Annotated in this window: 24 protein-coding genes and 1 tRNA gene; 7 read left to right on the top strand and 18 right to left on the bottom strand. The window is 37.9% G+C overall.

All coding sequences use genetic code 11. From position 1 onward, the window contains the following. The first annotated feature begins 16 nt into the window (after positions 1–16). Both UXI14_RS07515 and UXI14_RS07510 read left to right on the top strand, forming a co-directional pair. Positions 17–3,838 carry a reprolysin-like metallopeptidase gene (locus UXI14_RS07515; RefSeq protein ID WP_335965613.1) on the top strand — a complete coding sequence of 1,274 codons (3,822 nt, stop codon included), beginning with the start codon at positions 17–19 and terminating at the stop codon, positions 3,836–3,838. Positions 3,839–3,843: 5 nt separating this feature from the next. Then, positions 3,844–4,545, top strand: coding sequence for a hypothetical protein (locus UXI14_RS07510; protein ID WP_335965612.1), 702 nt, complete (start codon positions 3,844–3,846; stop codon positions 4,543–4,545). 3 nt (positions 4,546–4,548) lie between these two features. Here UXI14_RS07510 and pth read toward each other — a convergent pair whose 3' ends face one another. The 3 genes from pth to UXI14_RS07495 form a co-directional block, all read right to left on the bottom strand. Beyond that, positions 4,549–5,166, bottom strand: coding sequence for an aminoacyl-tRNA hydrolase (pth, locus tag UXI14_RS07505; RefSeq protein ID WP_335965611.1), 618 nt, complete (start codon positions 5,164–5,166; stop codon positions 4,549–4,551). Positions 5,167–5,246: 80 nt separating this feature from the next. Then, positions 5,247–5,885 carry a 50S ribosomal protein L25/general stress protein Ctc gene (locus UXI14_RS07500; protein ID WP_335965610.1) on the bottom strand — a complete coding sequence of 213 codons (639 nt, stop codon included), beginning with the start codon at positions 5,883–5,885 and terminating at the stop codon, positions 5,247–5,249. 23 nt (positions 5,886–5,908) lie between these two features. Further along, a complete protein-coding gene (locus tag UXI14_RS07495; protein WP_335965609.1) occupies positions 5,909–6,850 on the bottom strand; it encodes a ribose-phosphate pyrophosphokinase in 942 nt (313 codons plus the stop codon). 178 nt (positions 6,851–7,028) lie between these two features. Here UXI14_RS07495 and UXI14_RS07490 point away from each other — a divergent pair. After that, positions 7,029–7,110: transfer RNA gene (locus UXI14_RS07490), tRNA-Leu, on the top strand. Positions 7,111–7,444: 334 nt separating this feature from the next. Here UXI14_RS07490 and UXI14_RS07485 read toward each other — a convergent pair. From UXI14_RS07485 to UXI14_RS07460, 6 genes are all read right to left on the bottom strand, one after another. Then, entirely contained in the window at positions 7,445–8,560 is a 1,116-nt protein-coding gene (locus UXI14_RS07485) for an ATP-binding protein (RefSeq protein ID WP_335965608.1), read from the bottom strand. Positions 8,561–8,787: 227 nt separating this feature from the next. Next, a complete protein-coding gene (locus UXI14_RS07480) occupies positions 8,788–9,240 on the bottom strand; it encodes a DUF1569 domain-containing protein (RefSeq protein ID WP_335965607.1) in 453 nt (150 codons plus the stop codon). Positions 9,241–9,284: 44 nt separating this feature from the next. After that, entirely contained in the window at positions 9,285–9,623 is a 339-nt protein-coding gene (locus tag UXI14_RS07475) for a hypothetical protein (protein WP_335965606.1), read from the bottom strand. Between the two features lie 25 nt (positions 9,624–9,648). Further along, on the bottom strand, positions 9,649–9,972 hold the full coding sequence (locus tag UXI14_RS07470; protein ID WP_335965605.1) for a hypothetical protein: 324 nt from the start codon (positions 9,970–9,972) through the stop codon (positions 9,649–9,651). A 259-nt stretch (positions 9,973–10,231) separates the two neighbouring features. Next, positions 10,232–12,457, bottom strand: a complete 2,226-nt coding sequence (locus UXI14_RS07465; RefSeq protein ID WP_335965604.1) for a TonB-dependent receptor plug domain-containing protein — start codon at positions 12,455–12,457, stop codon at positions 10,232–10,234. 112 nt (positions 12,458–12,569) lie between these two features. Then, positions 12,570–13,022 carry a hypothetical protein gene (locus tag UXI14_RS07460; protein WP_335965603.1) on the bottom strand — a complete coding sequence of 151 codons (453 nt, stop codon included), beginning with the start codon at positions 13,020–13,022 and terminating at the stop codon, positions 12,570–12,572. A 239-nt stretch (positions 13,023–13,261) separates the two neighbouring features. On the opposite strand from UXI14_RS07460, the gene UXI14_RS07455 reads away from it, so the two are divergent. Further along, positions 13,262–13,453, top strand: a complete 192-nt coding sequence (locus UXI14_RS07455; protein WP_277899766.1) for a hypothetical protein — start codon at positions 13,262–13,264, stop codon at positions 13,451–13,453. Between the two features lie 76 nt (positions 13,454–13,529). On the opposite strand, the gene UXI14_RS07450 is transcribed toward UXI14_RS07455, so the two are convergent. From UXI14_RS07450 to UXI14_RS07430, 5 genes are all read right to left on the bottom strand, one after another. Then, on the bottom strand, positions 13,530–13,718 hold the full coding sequence (locus UXI14_RS07450) for a hypothetical protein (RefSeq protein WP_277899767.1): 189 nt from the start codon (positions 13,716–13,718) through the stop codon (positions 13,530–13,532). A gap of 41 nt (positions 13,719–13,759) precedes the next feature. Continuing rightward, entirely contained in the window at positions 13,760–13,921 is a 162-nt protein-coding gene (locus UXI14_RS07445) for a DUF1328 domain-containing protein (protein WP_277899768.1), read from the bottom strand. A 186-nt stretch (positions 13,922–14,107) separates the two neighbouring features. Then, positions 14,108–14,983 (bottom strand): ACP S-malonyltransferase, encoded by an 876-nt coding sequence (gene fabD / locus UXI14_RS07440; RefSeq protein ID WP_335965602.1) that lies wholly within the window; start codon positions 14,981–14,983, stop codon positions 14,108–14,110. 145 nt (positions 14,984–15,128) lie between these two features. Further along, positions 15,129–15,641 carry a gamma carbonic anhydrase family protein gene (locus UXI14_RS07435; RefSeq protein ID WP_335965601.1) on the bottom strand — a complete coding sequence of 171 codons (513 nt, stop codon included), beginning with the start codon at positions 15,639–15,641 and terminating at the stop codon, positions 15,129–15,131. A 27-nt stretch (positions 15,642–15,668) separates the two neighbouring features. Continuing rightward, positions 15,669–16,664, bottom strand: a complete 996-nt coding sequence (locus UXI14_RS07430; protein WP_335965600.1) for a type IX secretion system membrane protein PorP/SprF — start codon at positions 16,662–16,664, stop codon at positions 15,669–15,671. An 88-nt stretch (positions 16,665–16,752) separates the two neighbouring features. Between UXI14_RS07430 and UXI14_RS07425 the strand changes: the two genes are divergently transcribed. Next, on the top strand, positions 16,753–17,679 hold the full coding sequence (locus UXI14_RS07425) for a NifU family protein (protein WP_335965599.1): 927 nt from the start codon (positions 16,753–16,755) through the stop codon (positions 17,677–17,679). A 186-nt stretch (positions 17,680–17,865) separates the two neighbouring features. Here the strand turns inward: UXI14_RS07425 and UXI14_RS07420 are convergent, their stop codons facing one another. After that, positions 17,866–20,130, bottom strand: a complete 2,265-nt coding sequence (locus tag UXI14_RS07420; RefSeq protein WP_335965598.1) for an inorganic phosphate transporter — start codon at positions 20,128–20,130, stop codon at positions 17,866–17,868. A gap of 192 nt (positions 20,131–20,322) precedes the next feature. On the opposite strand from UXI14_RS07420, the gene UXI14_RS07415 reads away from it, so the two are divergent. Together UXI14_RS07415 and UXI14_RS07410 are read left to right on the top strand one after the other, a co-directional pair. Beyond that, positions 20,323–20,523, top strand: coding sequence for a dodecin family protein (locus tag UXI14_RS07415; protein WP_277899774.1), 201 nt, complete (start codon positions 20,323–20,325; stop codon positions 20,521–20,523). A 174-nt stretch (positions 20,524–20,697) separates the two neighbouring features. Next, the gene (locus UXI14_RS07410) at positions 20,698–21,510 is read left to right on the top strand and encodes a mechanosensitive ion channel domain-containing protein (RefSeq protein WP_335965597.1); all 813 of its coding nucleotides are present in this window, start codon (positions 20,698–20,700) and stop codon (positions 21,508–21,510) included. Positions 21,511–21,513: 3 nt separating this feature from the next. Here the strand turns inward: UXI14_RS07410 and tsaB are convergent, their stop codons facing one another. The 3 genes from tsaB to UXI14_RS07395 are packed head-to-tail and all read right to left on the bottom strand — an operon-like array spanning position 21,514 to position 24,721. Further along, complete coding sequence (gene tsaB, locus UXI14_RS07405) at positions 21,514–22,185, bottom strand: tRNA (adenosine(37)-N6)-threonylcarbamoyltransferase complex dimerization subunit type 1 TsaB (protein WP_335965596.1); 672 nt, start codon at positions 22,183–22,185, stop codon at positions 21,514–21,516. A 21-nt stretch (positions 22,186–22,206) separates the two neighbouring features. Further along, positions 22,207–23,565 carry a TolC family protein gene (locus UXI14_RS07400; RefSeq protein ID WP_335965595.1) on the bottom strand — a complete coding sequence of 453 codons (1,359 nt, stop codon included), beginning with the start codon at positions 23,563–23,565 and terminating at the stop codon, positions 22,207–22,209. A 34-nt stretch (positions 23,566–23,599) separates the two neighbouring features. Beyond that, complete coding sequence (locus UXI14_RS07395) at positions 23,600–24,721, bottom strand: efflux RND transporter periplasmic adaptor subunit (RefSeq protein ID WP_335965594.1); 1,122 nt, start codon at positions 24,719–24,721, stop codon at positions 23,600–23,602. Between the last annotated feature and the right edge of the window lie 2 nt (positions 24,722–24,723).

Raw genomic sequence — 24,723 nt, 5'->3', positions numbered from 1 at the left:
CAGACTTTTTATAAAAATGATGAAAATTACTCGTTTTCTTATTGTTTTTAGTGCTTTATTATGTTGCTCCACGGTTTTATCGCAAGATAAGTCTATTTGGACTTCTGCTGAAACAAAACAAAAAAACCTTCTTTTAAAAAAAGGAGCGACTGATATTGGCTATAAACTCAATGTTAAAAATTTAAAAACCAAATTAAAAAACAGCCCAAAAAGAAGCGAGTCCCGACAAAGAAAGGTTTCCGATATACTTATTGACTTTCCGGTAGCGGCAAACAAATATGGACAATTTAGGGTAGTTGAAAGCAATGTATTAAATGAGGAGCTGGCAAAAAAATACCCAGACATAAAATCATATGTTGGGGTTTCTGTGGAAAACCCACTTAAAAGAATTTATTTCTCTGTCGATGCATTAGGCTTTCATGGAATGATACTTGACGGAAATAAAAGAACCTATATAAATCCCACAAAAAATCAAAAAGACACCTATTATTTAGCGCAAAAAAGCGATTTTAAAAGCCCAGATTTTCAATGCAAGGTTATCTCCAATAAAGGGGCCATGGGCAGTAAAGACAACAAAACAAACACCTCGTTAAAACCTGTAGACGACAGCCAGTTAAGAACCTACAGGTTAGCTTTGGCCTGTACCGGTGAATATGCCCAATTTCAAATTGCCGAGGCCGGCCTTACCAATGGCACAACAGCACAGCAAAAAGCAGCTGTACTTTCGGCAATGAATACAACAATAACCCGTGTAAACAGTGTGTATGAAAACGATCTTGCCATTACACTACAACTTATTGCCAACGACGATGAAATTGTTTTTCTGGATCCCGACACAGATGGGTTGACAAATAATAATTCTGAAACAATAATAAACGATGAAATACAGGATTTAATAGATGCGGCAATAGGCCCGGCCAATTATGATATTGGCCATGTTTTTACCAAAACAACCAATGGCGGCGACGGCATAGCTCAGGTGGCATCGGTATGTACTTCTACCAAAGCCCGTGGCGTAACAGGCTATGAAAGCCCTGTTGGTGACCCTTTTGATATTGATTACGTGTCTCATGAAATGGGGCACCAATTTGGGGCCACACATACTTTTAACAATTCGTGTAATTCCAATAGAAGTGCCGCAACATCGGTAGAGCCCGGAAGTGGGTCTACCATCATGGGATATGCCGGAATATGCCCCAACGATGTGCAAGGAAACAGCGATGCCTATTTTCACGCCATAAGCATTTCTCAAATCTGGGATAATATTACCGCTGGAAACAGCACTTGTGCTTCTACTTCTACGCTGAATAATCAAGCACCCGTAATTGCATCATTAAATAATTATACTATTCCTGCCGGCACACCATTTGCCCTTGATGCTTCGGTTACCGATGTAGATGGCGATATGCTTACCTATTGTTGGGAACAACAAAACAATGAAGTTTCTGTACAACCACCCCAACCCGATGCAGAAGGCGGCCCTATGTTTAGGTCTAAACCACCATCTTTGTCCTCTAAAAGGTATTTTCCAGAGAAAACCGCTATTTTAAACAACGACCTTGCCTCCATGTGGGAAGTGGTTCCTACAGTTTCTCGAAACCTTAATTTTTCTTTATTGGTAAGGGACAATAATGCAGAAGGAGGACAAACGGCAAGAGCCGATCTTACCGTTCATACAATAGATACCGGAAACGAGTTTGCAGTAACTTCGCAAAACACGCCCCAAAGCCTACAGGGAGGATCAGTTTACACCATTAACTGGAATGTTGCAGATACCGATGAACTACCCATTGGAACAGGTTTTGTAGACATCTATTTAATTATCGACAACAATTTTGAGAACTTAGTTTCATTGGCCCAAAACACTAAAAACGATGGCGTAAAACAAGTTGTAATTCCAGGCGATATTACCACTGCCAACGCCAGGATTATGGTAAAGGCCGTGGACAATATCTATTTTGCACTAAACGAAGCTGTTCTAGAAATTCAACCTTCCAATTTTGCGCTCATCTTCAATACTTTAGAACATAATGTATGCCAACCCGACAATAGGGACATCCCTTTTACGTATAACGCTTATAATGGCTTTAACCAAACCGTTACCTTTACAGCAGAAGACGTTCCAAGCGGTTTAACTGTTACTTTCGACCAAACACAGGCGTATACTTCCGGTACAGTTATAACCGCTAGCTTAAGTGGTTCTGCAAATTTATCGCTCGGGACAAATAATTTCACAATTGTTGCGACCGCCTCGGGCGGCGAGATTAAAGAATATCCCATCGAGCTGTCCATATATTCGTCTACATTTAATCTCATATCATTAAACTCCCCAGCAAACAATGCCATAGAAATCCCCTTAAACACAATTTTAAGCTGGGCCCCGTACAACAATGCAAGCGCATATGAAATTGAAGTTTCCGAAGCCCCGGACTTTAGTGCAATATTATTATCCGATACCATTTCTATCAATCAATTTCAGCCAACCAACCTTGAAGAACTTACAACTTATTATTGGCACATAAAACCTATAAACGATTGCGGTGAAGGAACTTTCAGCAATGCCTTTTCATTTACTACCGTAAATATTACCTGCGAGAGTTTTACCAGCAATGCCAATGTAGCTATTTCAAGTACCGGCAGTAATTCGGCTTCAGCTACATTGAATATCAATGAACAAGGAATTATAAACAGTGCAACCGTAACGGTAGATATTTCCCACACATGGATGGAAGATCTTACTATTTATTTAATATCTCCCTCCGGGACTACTATTACCTTACTTGCCGAACAATGTGGTGATAGGGACAATATACAAGCCACCTTCACGGATGAAGGAAACACACTTATATGCTCGAACTCTTCCCCGACTATTTCAGGCGACATAAAACCCAACCAGCCATTGGCAGGTTTAATGGGTAAGTTAGCCAAAGGAACTTGGAGGCTTCAAGTGGACGACTCGAACGACGGGGACGGTGGAAATATCAACTCCTTCACCTTAAACCTATGCGTTAATGGTGATTTTCAACCAGACACAGATAACGATGGTGTTTTGGATAGCAACGATAATTGCCCCAATACACCACAAGGAACAAAAGTAGATGTACATGGATGTGAAGTTTTTAGTGTCGCCGAAAACAATTATACCATTTCCGTAACCGATCAGCCATGTATAGGCGACATAAGCGGAACCGTTACCATTGAAACCGCAGAAGCCCATAATTATACGGCCATACTAACTGGAAACGGCCTAGTATCTTCAAATCCGTTTACACAAAATACCGAGTTTACCGACTTGCCTACCGGAGCTTATGAGCTTTGCTTTTATGTTGATGAAAACAACGAATACCAGCAATGCTTCAACATTAACATACACGAACCGCAACCATTAACGGTTTTTTCGAGTAAAAACAAGAATGGGAATAGCGTTTCTTTAGAATTATCGGGTAGCGATTTATACGTTATAGAATTAAACGGGGTAATTTCTAAAACAAACAGGGAAAACGTTGAGCTTTCCTTAAAAAAGGGCATAAATACCTTAAAGGTCAGCACCCATAAAAACTGTCAGGGAACTTATCAAGAGCTTATTGTTACACCGGGGAGTATTTCGGTATACCCGAACGCTTTTCAAGACAGGATTACCATATATACAGGGTTGGAAAACGGCAACAACAACATTAGCCTTTTTGACGCCACGGGAAGACTGATAAAAAGCATGAAATATGAAGCCGATTATAACGGAAAAGTAAAAATGAACCTTGGAGATTTAACTTCTGGGATGTATTTAATGCAAGTGAAGAACCAATTGGGCTCTAATACCATGAAAATTATAAAACAATAATCCTGATGAAAAAATACTTTCTATTATATGGTCTCTTTTTGATAATCTCCTTATCGGGTTGTGGAAATAGTGACGATTCCCCTCCTTCTCCACCTACTGCCGTTACCTTGGTTTTTCCGGAAGAAAACTCAGCGTGTACCGAAGGTGTTGTTAACACCTCCAACCCAAGTACAAGTACCATTACATTTGAGTGGAATGCCTCAGAAAATACAGACACTTACCAATTATCCATAAGAAACCTCACAACAAGAAACACCGAAACATATACAAGTAATACTCCTTTTATGGAAGTTGCCCTGGAAAGGGGCGTGCCATATTCCTGGTTTGTTACCTCGCTCAATACCAGCACGAACGAATTGGTTAACAGTAATACCTGGAAATTTTACAATGCAGGGGAAAGAGCCATAAATTACCCACCATTCCCGGCCGATTTACTGGAACCAAAGTCTGGTGCCACTTTATACGAGTCCAATAATACCATATATTTTAGCTGGAACGGCACCGACATAGATAACGACATTAGCGGCTTTGAATTGTTGTTGGGGCCTAACGACCCGCCAACGATAAGCGTTGCCACTAATATTACAGAAGAAAGTTACACATACTCTTTGCTTACGACTCCAGGAATTTATTATTGGCAAATTATATCGACCGATTCCCAAGGAAATTCCTCGATTTCAGAAGTATCTCAATTTAAAATAGAGTAATTATCAAGTATTGTTAAAATGGTTCATGGTGTTGTTAATGCCGGCCGTACCAAAAGATTTTATCAGTTCGGCAGCACGTTCCAAACGTTCTTTAAGTTTTCCGTATTCTTCTTCGCTCCATTCACCCAGCACATAATCAACCTGTCTCCCTTTTGAAAAATCGGCACCGACCCCAAAACGAAAGCGCGCATAGTTTTGTGTGCCCAATTGATTTTGAATATCTTTTAATCCGTTATGGCCGCCATCGCTCCCTTTTGTTTTTAACCGGATTGTGCCAAAAGATAAATTGATATCATCGGTAATAACCAAAAGATTCTCTAATGCTATTTTCTCCTTTGTCATCCAGTATTTAACGGCTTTCCCACTTAAGTTCATATAAGTGGCCGGTTTTAAAAAAATAAATGTCCTTCCTTTAAATTTATAGATTGAAGTTGATCCCAGTTTATTGGCTTCAAAAGTCATGGTTTCTTTTTCAGCAAAAAAATCAAGAACCTTAAAGCCTATATTGTGCCTTGTATTTTCGTATTCAGAACCAATGTTGCCAAGCCCAACAACTAAAAATTTTTTCATGTTATCTATTTCTTCTTCTTTGCCAAATAGTTTTTTAATAAAATGAATCATATGCCGGTACGGTATGATACAAAATTAAAAAAGCATCCCGAAAATGAGATGCTTTTTAATATATATTCGTTTAAGCTGAATTATTCTGCCTTTGGAGCAGCAGCGGCGGCAGGAGCAGCAGCTTTAGTTGCAGCTTTTTCTTCTTTAGCGGCATCTTGAGCAGCTTTCATTGCGGCACGCGATACTCTTACCTGGCATACCACCGTATTGTCCGGGTGCATTATCTTATAATCTTCGCTAACCAAAGAAGTAACATACAGTTTATTGCCTATTTCCAATCCAGAAACATCTGCATCGATATAATCGGGAAGGTTTGTAGGCAACGCCTTTACTTTAAGTTTACGTTGGTTTATACGTAAAACGCCCCCGGCAATTACCCCTGGTGAATTCCCTTTTTTCCTTACAGGAATATCCATTGTAACTTCTTTATCATCAAACAATTGATAAAAATCAATATGCAAGATTTGATCGCTTACAGGATGAAACTGAATATCCTGTAGGATAGCATTGTGCTTACCTCCTTTTTCCAATGAAATAACTACGGTGTGCGCATTTGGAGTGTACACCAAGTCTTTAAATGCTATTTCATCAGCTGAAAAGTGTAATGGCTTATCCCCTCCGTATAATACGCAAGGAACCTTTCCAGCATTACGTAAGGCCTTAGTCGATGCTTTGCCCACGCTTTCTCTTTGAGATCCTTTGATTGTAATTGACTTCATTATATAAAAATTAAATTATTAATTTACATTAAAAATTTAGAGCTGATTGAAGTATTGTGGTGTACTCTGTGCATTACGTCTGCAAACAGTTCGGCACAACTCAATACTTTTACTTTTTCGCTCTGTTTTCTAAGCGGAATAGAATCGGTCACGATCAATTCGGTAAGCTTAGAATTCTCTATTCTTTCATATGCATTTCCTGAAAGCAATGCATGTGTGGATATGGCCCGTACGCTCAATGCTCCTTTTTCTATCATAAGGTCGGCCGCCTTGGTCAAGGTGCCTGCCGTATCGACCATATCGTCTACCAAAACCACATTTTTTCCCGTTACATCACCAATTAGTTCCATGTGGTCTATTATATTGGCTTTTTTACGTTGCTTATAACAAATAACCACATCGCTGCTTAAATATTTAGAATATGCATATGCCCTTTTGGAGCCACCCATATCTGGTGAAGCTATCGTTAAATTGTCCAGCTCCAAACTTTGCAAGTACGGCAAAAATATGGTTGAAGCAAATAAATGGTCTACCGGTTTCTCGAAAAAACCTTGAATTTGATCGGCATGGAGGTCCATTGTGATAATTCTTGTTGCTCCAGCAGACTCTAATAACTTGGCCACCAATTTTGCACCTATCGGCACCCTTGGTTTGTCTTTTCTATCTTGCCTTGCCCATCCAAAATATGGCATTACAGCCGTAATATGCCTTGCCGACGCCCTTTTCGCGGCATCGAGCATAAGCAGCATTTCCATTAAATTCTCAGAACTTGGATTGGTAGAGCCAATGATAAAAACCCTTGTACCTCTTACCGACTCTTCAAATGAAGGCTGAAATTCGCCGTCACTATATCTAGAAAACGATACATTTCCCAATTCTGCTCCAAAGGCTTTTGCAATTTTTTCAGCTAAAACTTGACTTTGTGTACAAGCAAATATCTTTGGATCTGGCACCGAATAAGGCATTCTAATATATTGTTTAATAGTTATTTATCGCTGTAACTCGTAAAACGAGGTGCAAATTTAGAAATTATTTCGAACTCTTAAAGTATAATTGTGACTATTTTTAGTTTGTGGATTAAAAATATTTTATAGTTTTGCATTCCGAATTTGATTGAACATTATAATTTAATCAAATATAAACGCTCGAGTGGCGGAATTGGTAGACGCGCTGGATTCAAAATCCAGTTCTTTCGGGAGTGTGGGTTCGATTCCCACCTCGAGTACGAAACCCCTGTAAAACGTTGTTTTTACAGGGGTTTTTAATTTTTGAGGATACGAATAGGGATACCTTAAGGTATTTTTTGAAATTCCTTTAATATGTAGTCTTACCCAATTTTTTTAAATTTTTACAATCTGAATATCCAGGATTGTTTTCTATTGCTGAGCTTATTGAAAAACTTATCCATGTAGATACTAGTTCTGCATTAGCAAAATTTTGCTTATTTTCTGAAAAACCTTCCCTCACAAATATAAGATTCTGAGCAGTAATATTTAATTTTACTTACATATTACCGAAAGGCAATGATAACTCGGCATATTAAAATACTCAATATAACTCTAATTCAGAAAATCTCTAAAATTATCTCGATGGACAATTTGAATCTCGGCATTATAGGTTTCCATAAATTTCTTTGGTCGTTTTACTTTCGCTTTTGGATTCCATTTCATCTCAAAGCCATCTATTTTTCCTGAATTCACCTCTACATAATCAATCTCCTGTTGCTGCGCCGTTCTCCAGAAATAAGGTTTTGCTAAACTGCCTTGATATTGTATTTGTTTGATGCGTTCAGCAATTAAAAAATTCTCCCAAAGTCCACCTTTATCTTGGCGTAGCTCTAATGGATTGAAGTCTCCTATTACCGTATTCCGAACCCCTGTATCATAGAAATATATTTTCTGATTTGTTTTTATTTCATTCCGTAGATTTCTACTGAAACTTGGAAGTTTAAATACCACATATGCCTGAATAAGAATACTGATATAGCTTGAAACGGTATTTTTATCAACCCCTACCAATTGAGCGAGTTCGTTATAACTCACTTCACTTCCGATCTGGAAAGCTAGTGCCCGCAACAATTTCTCTAAAATTTCAGGTTTTCTAATACCACCAAAAGCAAGAATATCTTTATATAGATAACTATCGGTAAGTTGTTTTAAAACAGCCTGCTCTTCTCCAAAATTATTAATTATATCTGGATACATCCCATAAAGAACTCTTAACTCCAATTGTTGTTCCGCCTTTAAAAATCCTACATGATTCTCGAATTCGCCCCACGAGATAGGAAACAACTTATATTCCCATTTCCTGCCCGTTAAAGGCTCTTGAGTCTGATTGTTTAATTCGAAAGCAGATGAACCACTAATAAGAAGCTGAATCTCCTTTATTTGGTCTGTTATCAATTTTAAGGTGAGGCCTATATTTTCAATCCGCTGTGCTTCATCTATAAATACAACCGTATGTTTTCCAATTATATTTTTAAGTTGTTCGATATTAGGATTTGTTAGGATTTTTCGAACTGTTGGATCATCTCCATTCAAAAACAAAAAATCCCTTCCGTCTAATATCTGATTGAATAAAGTAGTCTTTCCTACCTGCCGAGGCCCTATAAGAAATATAGCTTTTCCTTTCCCGAATCGCTTTTCTATAGATTCTTTAATCGTTCTTTCTATCATATTAAGTGAGTATATTCACCAAATATAGTATTTTTTAATGAATGTATTCACCAAATATTAAAAATATCAGGCTTAGTGATGATGTTCCGTACATTGTTTTTTGCATTTTCTACCTATTATTCGTCTGTTAAGATAATCATCAACCGGTTCCGTTCAACCAATGGTATGAGATAAAAATAGTGATTTTGGTTAAAAACTGAAGAAACCATATTGGCAACAGGCTTTTTTTATATTCCGAATTGCCTTAAATGGTGGTCCGTATGTTTATAAACCAATATACCAATTTGTTCTTTTGTCATTTTGCCAAAGAAGCCATGTATAAACTCTGGATTGTTAAATCTTTCATATTCGTTCAGCAATAAAATCCAGTCGGCTTTTTCAGATTCAATATTTCCATTAGATTCTTTTACTTTGAATTGGGCAGAAGTAGGAACATTTTTGTCAAATGGCTTTTCGTCCTTTATCATTTTTTTCAAAGCTATTTTTCCAAATATCTTTCCCAGAAAAGCTTGCTTGTATGAATGATTTTCTTTCCCGAGAATCCATTTGTTCCAATAAGTATTGTGTTTGAGCATTTGGAAAACGTTCATTTTACCCCATTCGGCTTTATTTTCTTCACTGATTTTGTCAATCCTGTCGATTAATTGTTCCCGAATATTTTTATCAAAGATTGTTTTCATTTGTTCAATTTAAGGCTCTTTATATATAAGTTAATAAGTGTATCTCAACTACTTTTTAGCGAAGACTTTAAATATTGCATGGTTACATCCTTATATATTTCATCAGTATATAGAATGGAAAAAAAAGTATCATAATTATTCATCTTTTTCACATAAACAAGCTGCTTTATAATAGGTTTGTCATCCGGGAATGAAACCATTTGAATTTCATAAATATCATAATCATTTTCTTCTATGTTTATACTGCTCCAGTTTTGTTTGAATGCTACTTTTTGATTTTTTGAATATTTTTTTTCAAGGTTTGCACACAATAATTTTGAATATCTTTTATAATTATTAAATGAATTTTTAATACCCTCCTTCATATCGTTTATCTCGTTCATTTTACCCTCTGTAGAGGATGTTATATTATAAGCTGAAAAAAAAATTATTGTCATCCATCTCAAAGCAAACTAAATAATTGCTTGATAACTCTTCTTTAATCAAATCGGGGATTTCATCATTTTTTTCATTGATAGCTTCCGGATAATAAACCTTATTATTTTGAGGAATTATTATGCTCCAACCAATATCAGTATTTACATATTCGTTATCAATGATTTCCCCTTTATTTTTATCAAATGATTTGTTGTTGTCAATATTAAGATCAAGAGAAGTTGTCTTATTTTTTTGCTCTACATTGTTGCAAGAAACAATTACAATTAATTGTAGAATAAATAAACTCTTTTTCATATCAAAAATAAGTTGAACTGGTTGTTTTTATTTAAAATATTTTACAAACGGAGTATAAAGGTAGTAAAAAATAAAGATGCGATTCGTTGCTTTGTCAAAAACCTATTTTGCATAGAACATACGCGTTAACCTATCAAGAAAAAGACTAAAAACAATTGTTGCATTAAATAAACAACAACAATCGGTTTAGAAAAAACCCTGTAAAATCTAATATTTTACAGGGTTCTTCTTGGTTTCTATCTGTCCTCCTTATTTCAACTTAAAACCGTACCGAAACTTTGCCCCTCAAATAAAAAGGGGTCCCGGGCGTAAAATGAATCTCCTCTACGGGTTCGGGTTCATTGTATAAACGGCTTTCGGTAGCAAATTGCGTTTCGTTCCATTCGGTATCAAAAAGGTTTTCTATTATAATACCATAGGTCCAATTTTTCCAAGTGTAGTTTATGTTAAAATCGGTCACAAAATAACCTTCAGCTACAATAGAATTGTCTTCGTTTGCCGGACGGTCGTCGATATACCGGTATGTTAATGCCCCGGAAAATTTTCCGAGATTGTCTACCATTATACCTCCTGCCGTTGTAAAATCGGGTGCAAGGGGAATGTAGTCTTCTCCTTTTGGTGCACCTACACTCCTGCCTTTTGCAAAATTAGCATCGGCATACACATATAGCCACGGCAAAGCTTGGTAACGTGCCCCGATATCGAGCCCCAAACGCCTGGTCTGCCCGCTTGGCTCCACAACAGCTGCGTCTCCCACATATACAAATTCCTGGTCGAGGTACAGCCACCACAAAGCAGCGTTCAAGGCCAATTTGTCCAATGGTTTCACAATTGTTCCCAAATCCACACCATAAGCCGTCGGAAGAATTTCATAGCCTTTATTGGCCACTACCACCCTTGCATCATTTGAGTGAAAGCCCAGGCCGGTCTTTAAAAAAAGCTGCCAATTTGAATTTACACTATAAATGGTGTTTAATTTAGGACTTATGGCCACTTTATCTTCACTTTTATCATCATAGGTTTCCGAAAGTGCGTTCATGTACTGAAACTGAAAATAATCCAACCGAACAGACGGGTTGAACGCCCATTTGCCAATACGGTACTCTGCATTAAAAAAACCATAAGCATTTACCTCATCAACATCGCCAAAGGCCAATTGCTCTAGTGTTTCTTTTCTGTTTACGGTATGCGAAAGCTCTACATCATCCACATTATCGTACCTAAAGCCGCCACCGGCCTGATATTCAAAACTTCCTCTGCCAAGATTAAGGTTTTCCCTTTCAAAAATACTTTCGGCCCCTACTATTACTCTATTTTCCTTTTGATGGATTTGATCTCCGTTTACAGGGTCGTATAAGTAAAAGGTAAAATTAGAGTACAAATCAAAATTGTATTGAGAAACATATGCTTTGGATTTAACCGTACGGTTTTCGTCCAACATTTTAACATGGTTTACCAAAATATTGGTCCTGCTCGTTTCCCCGCCCTCGGTATCGTCTATGGCCCCAAACCTATCAATCAGGCCTTCATCAACGGCGCGTTGGGGTATTTGACCCGATGCGTTCCAGCGGCTCTGGAAATGAGATGCGGTAAACATCAGCTCCTCGTCATCAGCCACGGCATAGGTATACCTTCCCATGATGTTAACACGGTTAAAATCTTGTGGCGAGTCGAAAGGCCCGTCGGTTAAATACAATTCCGAAGCTATATAGGCATTGCTTTTTTGACTTTCAAGCACTTTTAGCATCCCCATAAAACGCATGGTACTAAATTGGCCCGCTTCTAACGATATTAAATTATCGTCCAGCTTTTTCCTGCGGTGAAGATCAACATAACCGGCCGTTGTAAAATCTCCATGATCTGCATAATACGGCCCTTTGCCAAAATTAATATCTTCAATGGTTTCCGGAATAATAAAATGCAGGTCGGAATACCCTTGCCCATGTGCATGGGAAACCATATTTACCGGCAACCCGTCTACATTAATGGATATATCGGTTCCATGGTCAATATCAAACCCACGCAAAAATATTTGCTCTGCCTTTCCCCCTCCGGCATGCTGACCAATAATAAGGCCTGGGACCTTCCGCAAGATCTCTTGTGAAGATTTTACCGGATTGGTCTTTATGTCCACATCTACCAAACGGCTTAGCGCATTTACCTCTGACACCAACACGACCTGCCCCAAGGAAATACTTGCCTCATTCATGGTTACCAATTTAGCTTCTGAAAGATCCGAAGCCTTTACAACAACCAGAACCGTTTGATAGCCCAAAGATGAAAAATAAACAGAATCGTTTACCGATGTTTTTACCAAACCATAGGTCCCAGATTCATTGGAATGTGTGTGGCTACCCGTTGTTTTGTTAAATATGGCAACGTCCACCAATGGCCCCCCGGAATTATCGACAACTTTTCCCGCCAATGTTTGGGCATATTGCGCATTAATGAGCAGCATAAAGAATGCTGTTAATATATATTTCATAAATTAATCTTTAATTGACATTTACATTCAAAAGAATGTTACCTTATACATTTTAAAATAGTACATAACTATCTTACCCCTAAAAAAGGGGGATATAACTGTTTTATGTAAATTAAAGAAGTTTGGGCGGCGGTGTAATTACCTCTAGCGGACTGGAATTAAAAACCATATGCAAACTCCATACGGGCAAAAAGTCAATAATCAAAACATTTTTGGTATGGATATAGGCCTGCGCCACTATGTGTTTATCTATTGTATGCTGAAAAATAAAATCCCTTTTGTTTTTATCTCCGTCTGAATCATTCAATAATTCGGCAAAAAAAGATATTAATTTATGCGAATGAGATTTTGCCTGGTGTTCGTGAGGGTGCCCGCCATACTGAAAAGAATGGGAATGTGAGTGAGAATGTGCTGCATGCCCCTTAACAATACTTTCCAATTGATGCGATACTACATGGGCAACATCAAGCAATGGGTTGTGCAATGGGGCAAAAATATATACCACAACCATTACAACAACCAAGCTCCTATAAAGAAAACGCTTAATGTTGGCCAGTAAATTCAACAAGATCTCTTATAAAAAATTAGCAATTACAAATCTATAAAAAAGAATGGCCACACTATCTTTTCCAGAGGTATTAAAAAGCAGTACGTTATACCGTTAATTCTTTAATAAACTATAACTGTTTTTAGTGTTTTTACATTGCTACTATAGATTTTATCTTTCGAATCATCAATAAGATAAAATATAACTATTTGACTTTTAACCACATATTCACGTTCTTTGTAGTGTAAACAAAAATTATGGCTTTTATAAAAATTAAAAGAAAAACAAAATTAGAAAAAAGGTACAGTAAAAAAATGGGGAGCATTAGTGTAAAGGTAACTTATGTAAAAAAACATTTTTTTGGTGTACCGCTTAGAACTATTCACAAATACAGGGAAACCTATTATGGCAACATAAAAGATTGTGAAGATTGTGTATTGACTGCATAAAAATATAAACTTTAAAAATAAAAAACCACGCCCAAGGGCGTGGTTTTTGCTTTAAACAATATCAGGTTTCCGATTGTTAATTGTTGTCATCGGTCATGTCATCAATTTCGTCCTCCACTTCTTCTGCACCTTCTTCAATTTTGTCACCGGCATCGTCTGCCGCTTCTTTTACTTGTTCTGCCGGAGTGTCTTTTTTCTCCTTACAGCTAGATGTAAATGCTGTTAACGAACATATTAGTGCAAGTGTTAAAAATATTTTTTTCATGTTGTTTAGTTTTATGGGTTAATAATATGAAATTAAAAAAATTATCGTCTCGCTATCCTACTTATCAATGATATCAAGAATAGCACGATAAATATGAAAAATAAAATTTTGGCAATCCCAGCCGATGCCTCAGAAATACCTCCAAAGCCAAAAACGGCTGCAACTAATGCCACTATTAGAAAAATAATTGTCCAACGTAACATAATTTAAATTTTTTATGGTTATACCTAAATATACGTATATAAAGTTTTTCCCGACTTCTTTTTAATTAACTTTAACTTAACATGTTAAATAGCTGTTAATCAGCCTCTATTATTTTTTTGGAGTTTTTTTAAAAATAAAAAGCCCTGCAAAAAAAGCAGGGCCTTAAAGCATTTATTATTTTATTTTTATGCCGAAGCAACTTCTGCCTCTTTGTTTATTTTCTTTACCAAACCCTGCAAAACTTTGCCCGGGCCTACTTCTGTAAACAAAAGGGCACCGTCTTTAACCATGTTCTGTACGCTTTGTGTCCATTTAACCGGGGCCGTTAATTGTGCTATTAAGTTCTTTTTAATCTCGTCCGGGCTTGTAACGGCGGTGGTTGTTACATTTTGATATACCGGACATACGGGATTATTGAATTGGGTTTGCTCTATGGCCGCCGCCAGTTCTTCTCGTGCAGGCTCCATTAAAGGCGAATGAAAAGCCCCACCAACAGGCAATACCAATGCCCTTCGGGCGCCTTTTTCCTTCAATGTTTCGCATGCCCTGTTCACGGCTTCTATTTCGCCAGAAATTACCAATTGCCCGGGACAATTGTAATTTGCGGCAACGACAATACCTTCGGTTTCATTGCAAACCTGTTCTACAACTTCATCTTCCAGCCCCAAAACGGCTGCCATGGTGCTTGGTGTAATCTCGCATGCCTTTTGCATGGCCATGGCTCTTCGGGAAACCAATTGCAGTCCATCTTCAAAAGTCAGGGTATTATTGGCCACCAAGGCCGAGAGCTCTCCTAATGAATGCCCCGCAACCATAGCTGGCTTGAATGTATTGCCAAGGACCTTGCTCAATATTACCGAATGCAAAAAAACCGCAGGCTGGGTAACTTTTGTCTGTTTTAAATCTTCTGCCGTTCCCTGAAACATGATGTCGGTTATGGAAAAACCTAAAATGTTGTTTGCCTGTTCGAAAAGCTCTTTTGCCAAATCGGATTTTTCATAGAGCTCTTGCCCCATTCCTACAAATTGAGCCCCTTGACCAGGAAAAATATATGCGTTCATAAGTGTTGTTTTTTCAAATTCTGTTCAGCAAAAATAGAAATTATATTGCTTTTTGGCAGTTTATTCATCCATCAATTACTTCGCCAAGGCCGGTCTAGTTAAAAAAACATGGAAACTTGCCACTTCCCGTGGTTATTGGAGCTACCTACCGAGTAAACCAAGAAGCATAGGTTACATAACTATTTGCTATGCGCTCTATTTCGTTTTTACTAAGCTCTTTGCTAATCTCCTTTATTTTTTTGGCGGGAACCCCAGCATAAATGCTCCCAGACTCTACTGTTGTACCTTGTGTAACTACGGCACCTGCGGCTATTATAGAATTACTTTCAACAATACAATTGTCCATTACAATACTGCCCATGCCAATTAACACATTATCCTGTATGGTACAACCGTGCACAATGGCATTATGCCCAATAGATACATTATTGCCTATTGTGGTCGGACATTTTTTATAGGTACAATGAATTACGGCCCCATCCTGGACGTTTACCCTGTTTCCTATTTTTATATAATGCACATCGCCCCTTATTACGGCATTAAACCACACGCTACAATCGTCTCCCATGGTAACGTCTCCCACTATCGTGGCATTTTCTGCCATAAAAACATTGCTGCCCCATACAGGTTCTTTGCCATTAATTGCCTTAATAACCATATATTTTTTCTGAAGATTAAAACCCTATTAATAATTTACCGCCGGGCATTTACATTTATAGCCGCCGTCGTCTTGCAAGAAATCGTATCCAATGGTAATTTGATGAAACCCTCCATTGTCAAATCTAAGGTCCCCACTTTGATAAGAATAATTATAAGAAAACATAAACTTGTTCACGTTTACTCCTATAATCGGGGTAAAAAGCTGTAGTTTTTGGGTCTGCGTACTTCCGGCAATGTCATATTCGGCACCGTCAAAACTTCTTCTGTATGAAAGTCCGCCCCATATTTTACCAAATTCCATTTCCCTGTATACTTTGGCATTTATATCAACCGAAGATTCTTCTGTATATTCTGAAAACTGAAACATTACCGATGGCTCAAACTGCCATTGCGACCGCCCGAACACATATCCCGTTAAAAAAAGATACCGCCTTAAATTATCTATTTCTTCGGCAGAGTATAAGTCCCTACCGCTCCCCAATATATTCTTAACGGCAACATGCGCATAAAATTCAAGAAAATTATAAGACATCCCAACATCCATATTAAAGTAGTTCACATTGGTACTGGTGCCCGTTATAATAGGATCGGGGATAATGGACGTAAATTCCGATTCGTCGAGCCTGCTTTGCAAAAAACCTACGTTAATCCCAAAAGACAACTGGTTTACACCGTCGCGGTATTCCGATAAGGTTATGTGGTGCGCATAAGTAAACTTCATCCCGGTCTGGGAGTGGTACCCATTCCTATCGTTATACAAAATAGCGCCTATCCCGCTTTTCCCCCCAACCCGCACATGGGCGTTCAACGTTTGCAGTGCCGGGGCCTTTTCCACATCAAACCATTGCTTTCTGGCCGTTAGGCGTATCTTCCCGCCATGACCCACTCCCGCCATGGAAGGAAAGATTAAATAATAATTGTCCGATAGGTAATCAAAATATACCGGAATACCTTCTTGGGCAATACAATTTATTGTAAAGAAAAAAGATAAGGCTATAAAGATTCTTTTATATGTCCCCATAAAAAAGTATAATTATTTTTGTAGGTTAATCCTTCAAAGGTATTAAAAGATGCCATAGGTTTTGTAATTTTGCATCAAATTCGATGAAATGGAAGCCTTTAAAATAAAAATACAGCCCACAAACAGGCCCGCTATTATAAAATTTGAAGCCAATAAATTTTTAACGCGGAAACAAAACTACGAGTTTAAAAACGTTGACGAGGCCAAAAACTCGCCCTTGGCAAAACAGCTTTTCTATCTGCCCTTTACAAAAACGGTATATATCTCCGGCAATTTTGTTGCCATAGAGCGTTACGACATAGTAGAGTGGCCGGACGTGCAAAACGAAGTGGCCGAACAAATTGAAAATTATTTAAATTCTGGGGAACCGGTTATTATTGAAGATGAAAACACCCCCTCTAAAATTCCGGTTACGGTATATGCCGAAAGTACGCCAAACCCCGCGGCCCTTAAATTTGTATGCAATAAAAAACTGGTATTGGCTACCTACGAATTCAAGAATATCGAAGAAGCCAAAGATTCGCCATTGGCAACGGGACTTTTCCATTTTCCTTTTGTAAAAGAAGTCTTTATTGATGAAAACTATATTTCCATATTAAAATACGATATTGCCCAATGGGATGATATTGTAGTGGAATTAAGGGAATACATCAGGCTCCACATTGAAGAAGGAAAAGATATTGTTAACGAGGACGCCACCGCAAAAGCAAAATCTACAAAATCGCAAACAACAACGGCAGCCAACAATAAAAGTGTGGACACTGCCAATCTGGACGACACCTCCAAGCAAATTGTAGACATCCTTGAAGAATATGTAAAGCCTGCCGTGGCCAGCGACGGGGGTAATATTTTGTTTCAATCGTATGACGAAAGCTCTAAAACCGTAAATGTAATATTACAGGGTGCCTGTAGCGGATGCCCATCTTCTACCTTTACCCTAAAAAACGGCATAGAGAACATGCTTAAAAGCATGCTTAACGATAAGGTAAACGAAGTTGTTGCCATTAACGGATAAAAAATAAACATCTCATACAAAAAGTCCGGCTTGAGTAATTCTTGCCGGGCTTTTCTTTAACATCTGCACAAAAACCGAGGCTGTTTGTATGCTAAAAGCTACTCCAAATATGCTATAGGTCTATGGTATGGAACAAGCGGTTGATACCAATCTTTATGTGCTACAGCCGCTACATAATGCCTGTTCTTACCTTAATCTTTTAAAATCACTATGGAATTCCTTAAACAAAGACAATAAATTAATGGTAGCTGTTATGAGGTCTTTTGTTTCCAGCAAAATACTAAAATACAGCTTGGTGTTTTTAGGGCTCGTTTCGGTGCTTCGTATCCTTTCAATCTGCTTTTGTATAAGCCCTGAGACATATTCAAGCAGTTCTTTCTTTTCATCAATTATATCGGCTATGTCTTCAAAAGTATCGCCATCAAAATCATCTTTAATCCTTTCATATAAAACATGAAGTTTGTCATCTATCTTTTTTAGATCCCTAATCTGGTTGAACTTAAGGTTTTTATGGTTATTATTAACATGGGCATAGCTGTTTTTACTTATATAACCAATAGACTGTACCATGTCTTGAAGGTAATCCAGTGTTAAAATATAAAACTTACTGGCCTCAACAGATTTCTCATCGAGCGATTTAATAAAATAAAAAATATCGCTTTTCAAGGTATCTACTTCATTTTCAAGTTTGCTCAGCTGTTTTTTAAGTTTCTTGAGCTTGTTTAGATCCTGTAGCCCCAAACTATCGACTACTTCGGTATAAACCTTATTGATTCTTTTAATTACCTTGGATATATTGTCTGAACTTTCACTTATAATCTCGTTAATGGTAATAAGCGATGTCCTGTCTATTTTTTGTGATGCTTCCTTTTCCTTTTCGGTCTTTTTATAAACCATAAAGCTCCGGGCAAGCAACAACACGGCCAGTATTAACAGCAACACCAATGCTATTCCCTCTCCAAAATAGATCAACGTTGCAAACAGGGCCGCGGCAACAAAGGCCACAATGGCGGTTACAAACCATCCGCCAATAACATTAAACACCCCCGCCACACGGTATACGGCACTTTCCCTTCCCCAGGCCTTGTCAGAGAGCGATGTACCCATGGCCACCATAAAGGAGACATATGTGGTAGACAATGGCAGCTTTAAGGAAGTTGCCAGGGAAATCAATATACTGGCAACCATTAAATTTACCGAAGCCCGTACCATGTCAAAGGCCGGCTCGTCATTATGGTGCTTTACGGCCTTTTTATCGTCTGTAGAAAACCTAAGGTCTATTTTATCTTGAATGCTGTTGGGCAGTACCGTTGCTATTGCCCCGTTAATGTTTACAGAAGCTCTAACGATTATCCTTGACAAAAAGTTGGGCTCGAACTTTTCTGCCCCTTCACTGCTCCTTGCTAAATTAATCTCGGTGTACATTACCGAGCGTGCCTTTTTAGAAAGCCATAAAGTTACAACCATAACCAGCCCGGCAAGTATAAGTAAATAGGTAGGTGTCTCTACCTTTCCCGAAAGCCCGCTCATTACAAGCTCATTGGGCAGCACCCCGGTAGATTGGTATGCCCCATGCCATATTTCATAAGATTGATATGCGGCAATAGGAACCCCGATGAAGTTTACTAGGTCGTTTCCGGCAAATGCCAGCGCAAGGGCAAAGGTTCCAATTAAAATTATTGCCCGTAACAGGTTGTATTTGGTATAACTTATAATTGCCTGCGACATTGCCGTAAAAAATATTAAACAAGCAATAACAATAAGTGGTTTGTTGCCATCTACAAAACTTAAAAAGGACTGCGGGATTACGGCTACGCTTTTAATGCCCTTTATCAATATAAAATATACAATAGATGTTATTGCCACACCGCCAAAAACGGCGCCTACATATTTTATTCTCTTTTGATAATGGAATGAAAAAACAAACCTTGAAATCCATTGTACAATGGCACCAACGGTAAATGCTATTATTACCGACAATAATATGCCCACAACAATTTCTCCTGCTTTTGCACCGTTTATGTAGTTTGAAATTTCCCCCAGAGCACCATTGCTGTTTATAATTTTAATAAACGAAATGGCCACCGAGGCCCCTAAAAGCTCAAAAACTATAGATACTGTGGTAGATGTGGGAAGCGCAAGGGAATTAAACAGATCCAGAAGCAGGATGTCCGTGATCATAACGGCCATGAATATGACCATGATTTCGTTAAAATAAAACTGCCCAGGATTAAATATGCCCTTTCGTGCTACTTCCATTAATCCAGACGAAAATATGGCGCCCACGGCCACCCCAATACTTGCTATTATGAGTATTGCTTTTAAAGAAGCTGCTTTAGACCCCACTGCGGAATTTAAAAAATTTACAGCATCGTTACTTACACCAACTACCAAATCTGTAATGGCCAACGCAAAAAGGGCCACCAACATAAAAATATAAAACTGCTCCATAAATACATTTATACTAGGAGCAAAAGTCCATCAAGAAATTAAAAACAAAGTTAACTTAAGGTTACCAAACCATTACATTGAAATTAATAACCGTCTCTTACCCTTATAGTTAAAAGCAACAAAACTTTTAATTGTAAAAAAATTCAGCTATCTTTAAGAAGAAAGTAGTATTAATTATAAACATTAAACATCATGGCAGTATTAAAAGTAATAGAGGTATTGGCAAACTCAGAAAAAAGTTGGGAAGATGCCACTAGAAATGCAGTAAAAAAGGCATCAACATCTGTTAATAATATAAAGTCGGTTTATATCAACGAGCAAAGCGTTACCGTAAAAAACGGCGATGTAGACAAATACAGGGTAAATGTTAAAATAACTTTTGAAATAGATTAAATAAAACGCAATTTGTATAAAATTGCCTGAAAAGAACCACTATTTATATTTAATGACCCTAATTTGGGGAACTGTTTAGTAGGAAAACTATTAAACAGTTTTTATTTTAAGGAAAATCTTTTTTTAATCAAAAAGTAGGTTCTAATTTTGAAAATAAACAAAAAAGAAAATTTTATGGAAACAGATAAGTGGATAGAAGAAGGTTATAAAATGGCCATGGAGTATGCTCCAAAACTAGTTATGGCCATTTTAATATGGATTATAGGAAACATTATTTTTTCGCGCATTCTAAAAATTGTCAAGAAAATAATGGAAAAACGCGACTATGATATTAGTCTGCGTAAATTTTTAGCAAACATGCTCTACTGGACTTTCAAGATAATACTTATTTTGGTAGTTCTTGGCACTTTAGGCATAGAAACCACTTCTTTTGCAGCAGTTTTGGCATCGGTCGGTTTAGCAGTGGGTCTAGCTTTGCAGGGTTCATTATCGAATTTTGCGGGCGGTGTACTTATACTCATCTTTAAGCCCTTTAAAATAGGCGATTGGATTGAAGCCCAAGGACTATCGGGGACTGTTAAGGAAATAGGCATCATCAATACTACTTTAAACACATTTGGCAACCAACTGGCCATTATCCCGAACGGAAAATTGTCTAACGATAATATTGTAAACTACAGTGCCGAAGAAACACGGCGCGAAAACATTACGGCTGGCATTAGTTATGATTCCGACATTAAAAAAGCAAAAGAAATATTGCTCGATATTGTAACCAGCAATGAAAAAGTCTTGAAAACCCCCGAACCACAGGTTATGGTTGCCGAACTTGCGGACAGCTCTGTAAATTTATCTTTAAGGTATTGGGCAACCAATGCAAATTTTTGGGACTGCCGGTGGTATGTAATAGAAGAAATGAAACATAGGTTTGATGCAGAAGGCATTGAAATTCCTTATCCTCACCAAGTAGAAATCCAAAAACAAGGTTAATGTTTACTTAGGTTTTGTAGTAACAAAATCTTTTAAATAATAAGGTTCAAAATAGGCGACATCCACAAAGTCGCCTATTTTGTATTTTTCATTAGAAAGAACAGCCATTTCCCTAGCCGAAGGAAAGCAGACTTCTTCTTGAAAAACAGCATTTTCATGCGTGATGACACCTTTGCATTTTTCGGCTCCATCACCTAAAAAATATACTTTTCCTTCGTTTAAATAAGATAAAAATGATTCTGAAGTAATTATTTCGGCCTTGGTCTCTCTTATTTGTGCATGGTTTTTATATACAGCGGCATATACCTCCATCCTTCTGGCATCTAATAATGGAACAACGGCTATATTATCTTCTTCTGGAGATTGCATCTCTAAAACAGACAATGTAGGTAAAGCTATAAGGGGTTTTCCCAATGAATAGCATAGACCCTTTGCGGCAGACACACCAATACGTAAACCCGTATACGAGCCCGGACCTTCGCTTACGGCAATGGCATCGATATCTAAAAATGACAAAGAAGCACTATCGAGTGCTTCTTTAATAAAAACATGCAGGTTCTCGGCATGTGTATAACCTTTGTCGTTAATTTCTTTTAACGCTATTACTTTATCTTCTTTACTGACACTAACCGAACAGTTGGTTGTTGCCGTTTCTAAATTTAGGATAATTGCCATAATGCAAAAATACCTGCATTACTACCATTCTTCCAAAGGAATTCCGTAATAAAATTTAAGCACCTTTAAACGAAAGATAAAGTCGTATTTAGTTTGAATAAGCGTTGCTTCGGCATCGTCCAGTCTTGCCTGTGCCTGGGTAAAGTCGAAACTGTTCATCAAGCCAACATTATAGCGTTCTTTGGCATAGTCAAAAGCCAAGCGTCTTGCCTCAACGGTTTTTCCGGCAGCCTCATAACTTTTGTAGGCCCCTTTTACATCTACATACGCCTGATTAATATCGGTTTCCAATTGTAATTTGTCTTGCTCCAATTGTAATTTTGCACGTTCTACACCAATTTTATTTCTTTTGATGTTGTTTTCAACACTAAAACCATTCAAAATAGGAACATTTATTTGGGCCCCATACGATATCCCGTCATAAATCCAAAGCTGATCTTTAAAACCGATTAATTCCCCGGTAACAAGGTCCCTGTTTTGATCTGAATAACGTGTATTGTAATTAATAAACGCACTCAAAGATGGGTACCTTGCGCCTTTGGCAATTTTAAGGTCTTCTTTAGACAAGTCTACATTAGCCTGAGAAGCTTGTATATCGTTTCTAAAAGTAAGTGCTTTTTCATAGATTTCCCGGGGTGTTACATTTAGCACGGCATCGTCTGGAATAACATAACCTTCGTCCAGCACATCAAAATTTTCATAATCGCTAATTTGTAGCAATTGTGCCAAGCTTATGCGGGCAATCAATACACTGTTTTCGGCAACAACAATTTGTTGTTCTTGGTTGGCCGCCGTAGCTTCAATCTCTAGTAGGTCGCCTTTTGGCAATACGCCATTATCTACCAGTTCCTTGGTTCTTTCCAAATCCTGTTGTGTAGACCTGTATTGGGCATTGAGCACATTTAAAGTTTCCCTGTTCGACAATATCTGAAGGTATGCATTGGCCACACCCAAACGAATATCGTCTTTAATATCATCGGCTTGGTACTGTGTGGCTATGGCATTTAGCTTTGCCCGGTTTAATTGATGAAAGTTACGTAGGCCATCAAAAAGTGTAATACTGGATGTAATGTCTCCCGAAGCAGTAAATATGGAGGTGTTTACAAAATCGTTGGTTGTTGGGTCAATCGTCAAACCTGAGTTACCCGACGCCCTTAAAGTTCCGTTTAACGTTGGAATAAAGTTCCCAATGGCATCCGACTTATCTATTTTAACGTTCTCCAAATCCAACTCTGCCTGTTGAATGGTTAAGTTATGTTCTTCTGCATAGCGCACGCATTCCTCCAGCGTCCATAGTTTCTTGCCCTGAACTTCTTGGTTCTCCTGGGCTTTAACCGCAATAGCGCACAACAATGTTATAACTAATATTTTAAACTTCATAAAACTTCGTTTTTCTATGTCTATTATTGGACCATTAGTTATTTTCTTCTTTTTCGTCGTCCATAGGCTCGGTTTTGTTCCAAACCTTGATTTTATCATCTTTTGTAATCCCGGACAATATCTCTACGTTAATCCCATCGGAAACGCCGAGCTCCACATCACGCCTCTCGAATTCATTTTCTCCGGTCATTACTTCCACATATGGTTTTTCGGTATCTTTATCAAATTGAAGTATGGCCTCTTTTATTGCCAGTACATTTTCTTTCTTTTCTAAAATAATAGAAGCATTGGCACTATAGCCGGCCCTAATAAACACATCTTCCGGCAAAGTTAGATCGGCTTCAATGGTAAATTGTACCGCCCCTTGGTCTTCAACCCCTTTTGGGGCAATAAACTTAAGTTTGGCATCAAACTCTTTGTCTTGTACCGCACCTAAATTAATAGAAATGGGCATCCCCATTTTAAGTTTGTCCACTTCGGCCTCATCAACTTTTCCTTGAAAAATCATTTTAGACATGTCGGCAATGGTTGCAATAGAAGTCCCATCGTTAAAGTTATTGGCCTCTATTACTTGATCTCCTTCTTTTACGGGTATTTCCAAAACGGTGCCATTTACTGTTGCCCGGATATTGGTATTGGCGGTTGCCGAACCTCCTGCCGAACCTACACGTATTATTTGGTAGTCGTTCCTTGCATTTTCCAGTTCTTGTTTGGCTTGATTGTATTGCAGCTCTACTGTCAAGAAATCCTGACTTGCCACCACCCCTTTATCGAACAATTTTTTATTCCTTTCGTATTCTATTTTTGCATTGCTCAAGGCTATTTCGGCATTGCTTACACGGCCCCTTGCACTTACTAACGATTGTTCGTTTGGAACTACTTTGATTTTTGCTATAAGATCTCCGGATTTTAATTTATCGCCTTCTTCAACAAAAATCTCATCAATAATACCGGATATCTGTGGCTTTATTAATACTTCATCTTCCGGGATTACCTTTCCCGTGGCAATAACTTTATTGGTAATTGACTCTTCGGTTGCCGATGTAGTCTGGAAGGTTACAGCGGGTTTGCTATTAGTTTTTATTATTCTTGCAACAGCATATAGAACTAATATTACTCCTAATGCAATTAGAACATACTTTAAAATTTTCTTCATAG

The sequence above is a fragment of the Galbibacter sp. PAP.153 genome, from assembly GCF_037029175.1.
Taxonomy (GTDB): Bacteria; Bacteroidota; Bacteroidia; order Flavobacteriales; family Flavobacteriaceae; genus Galbibacter; species Galbibacter pacificus.
The sequence above is the reverse complement of the archived record's forward strand: the minus strand, read 5'-3'. Positions and strand labels throughout refer to the sequence as shown.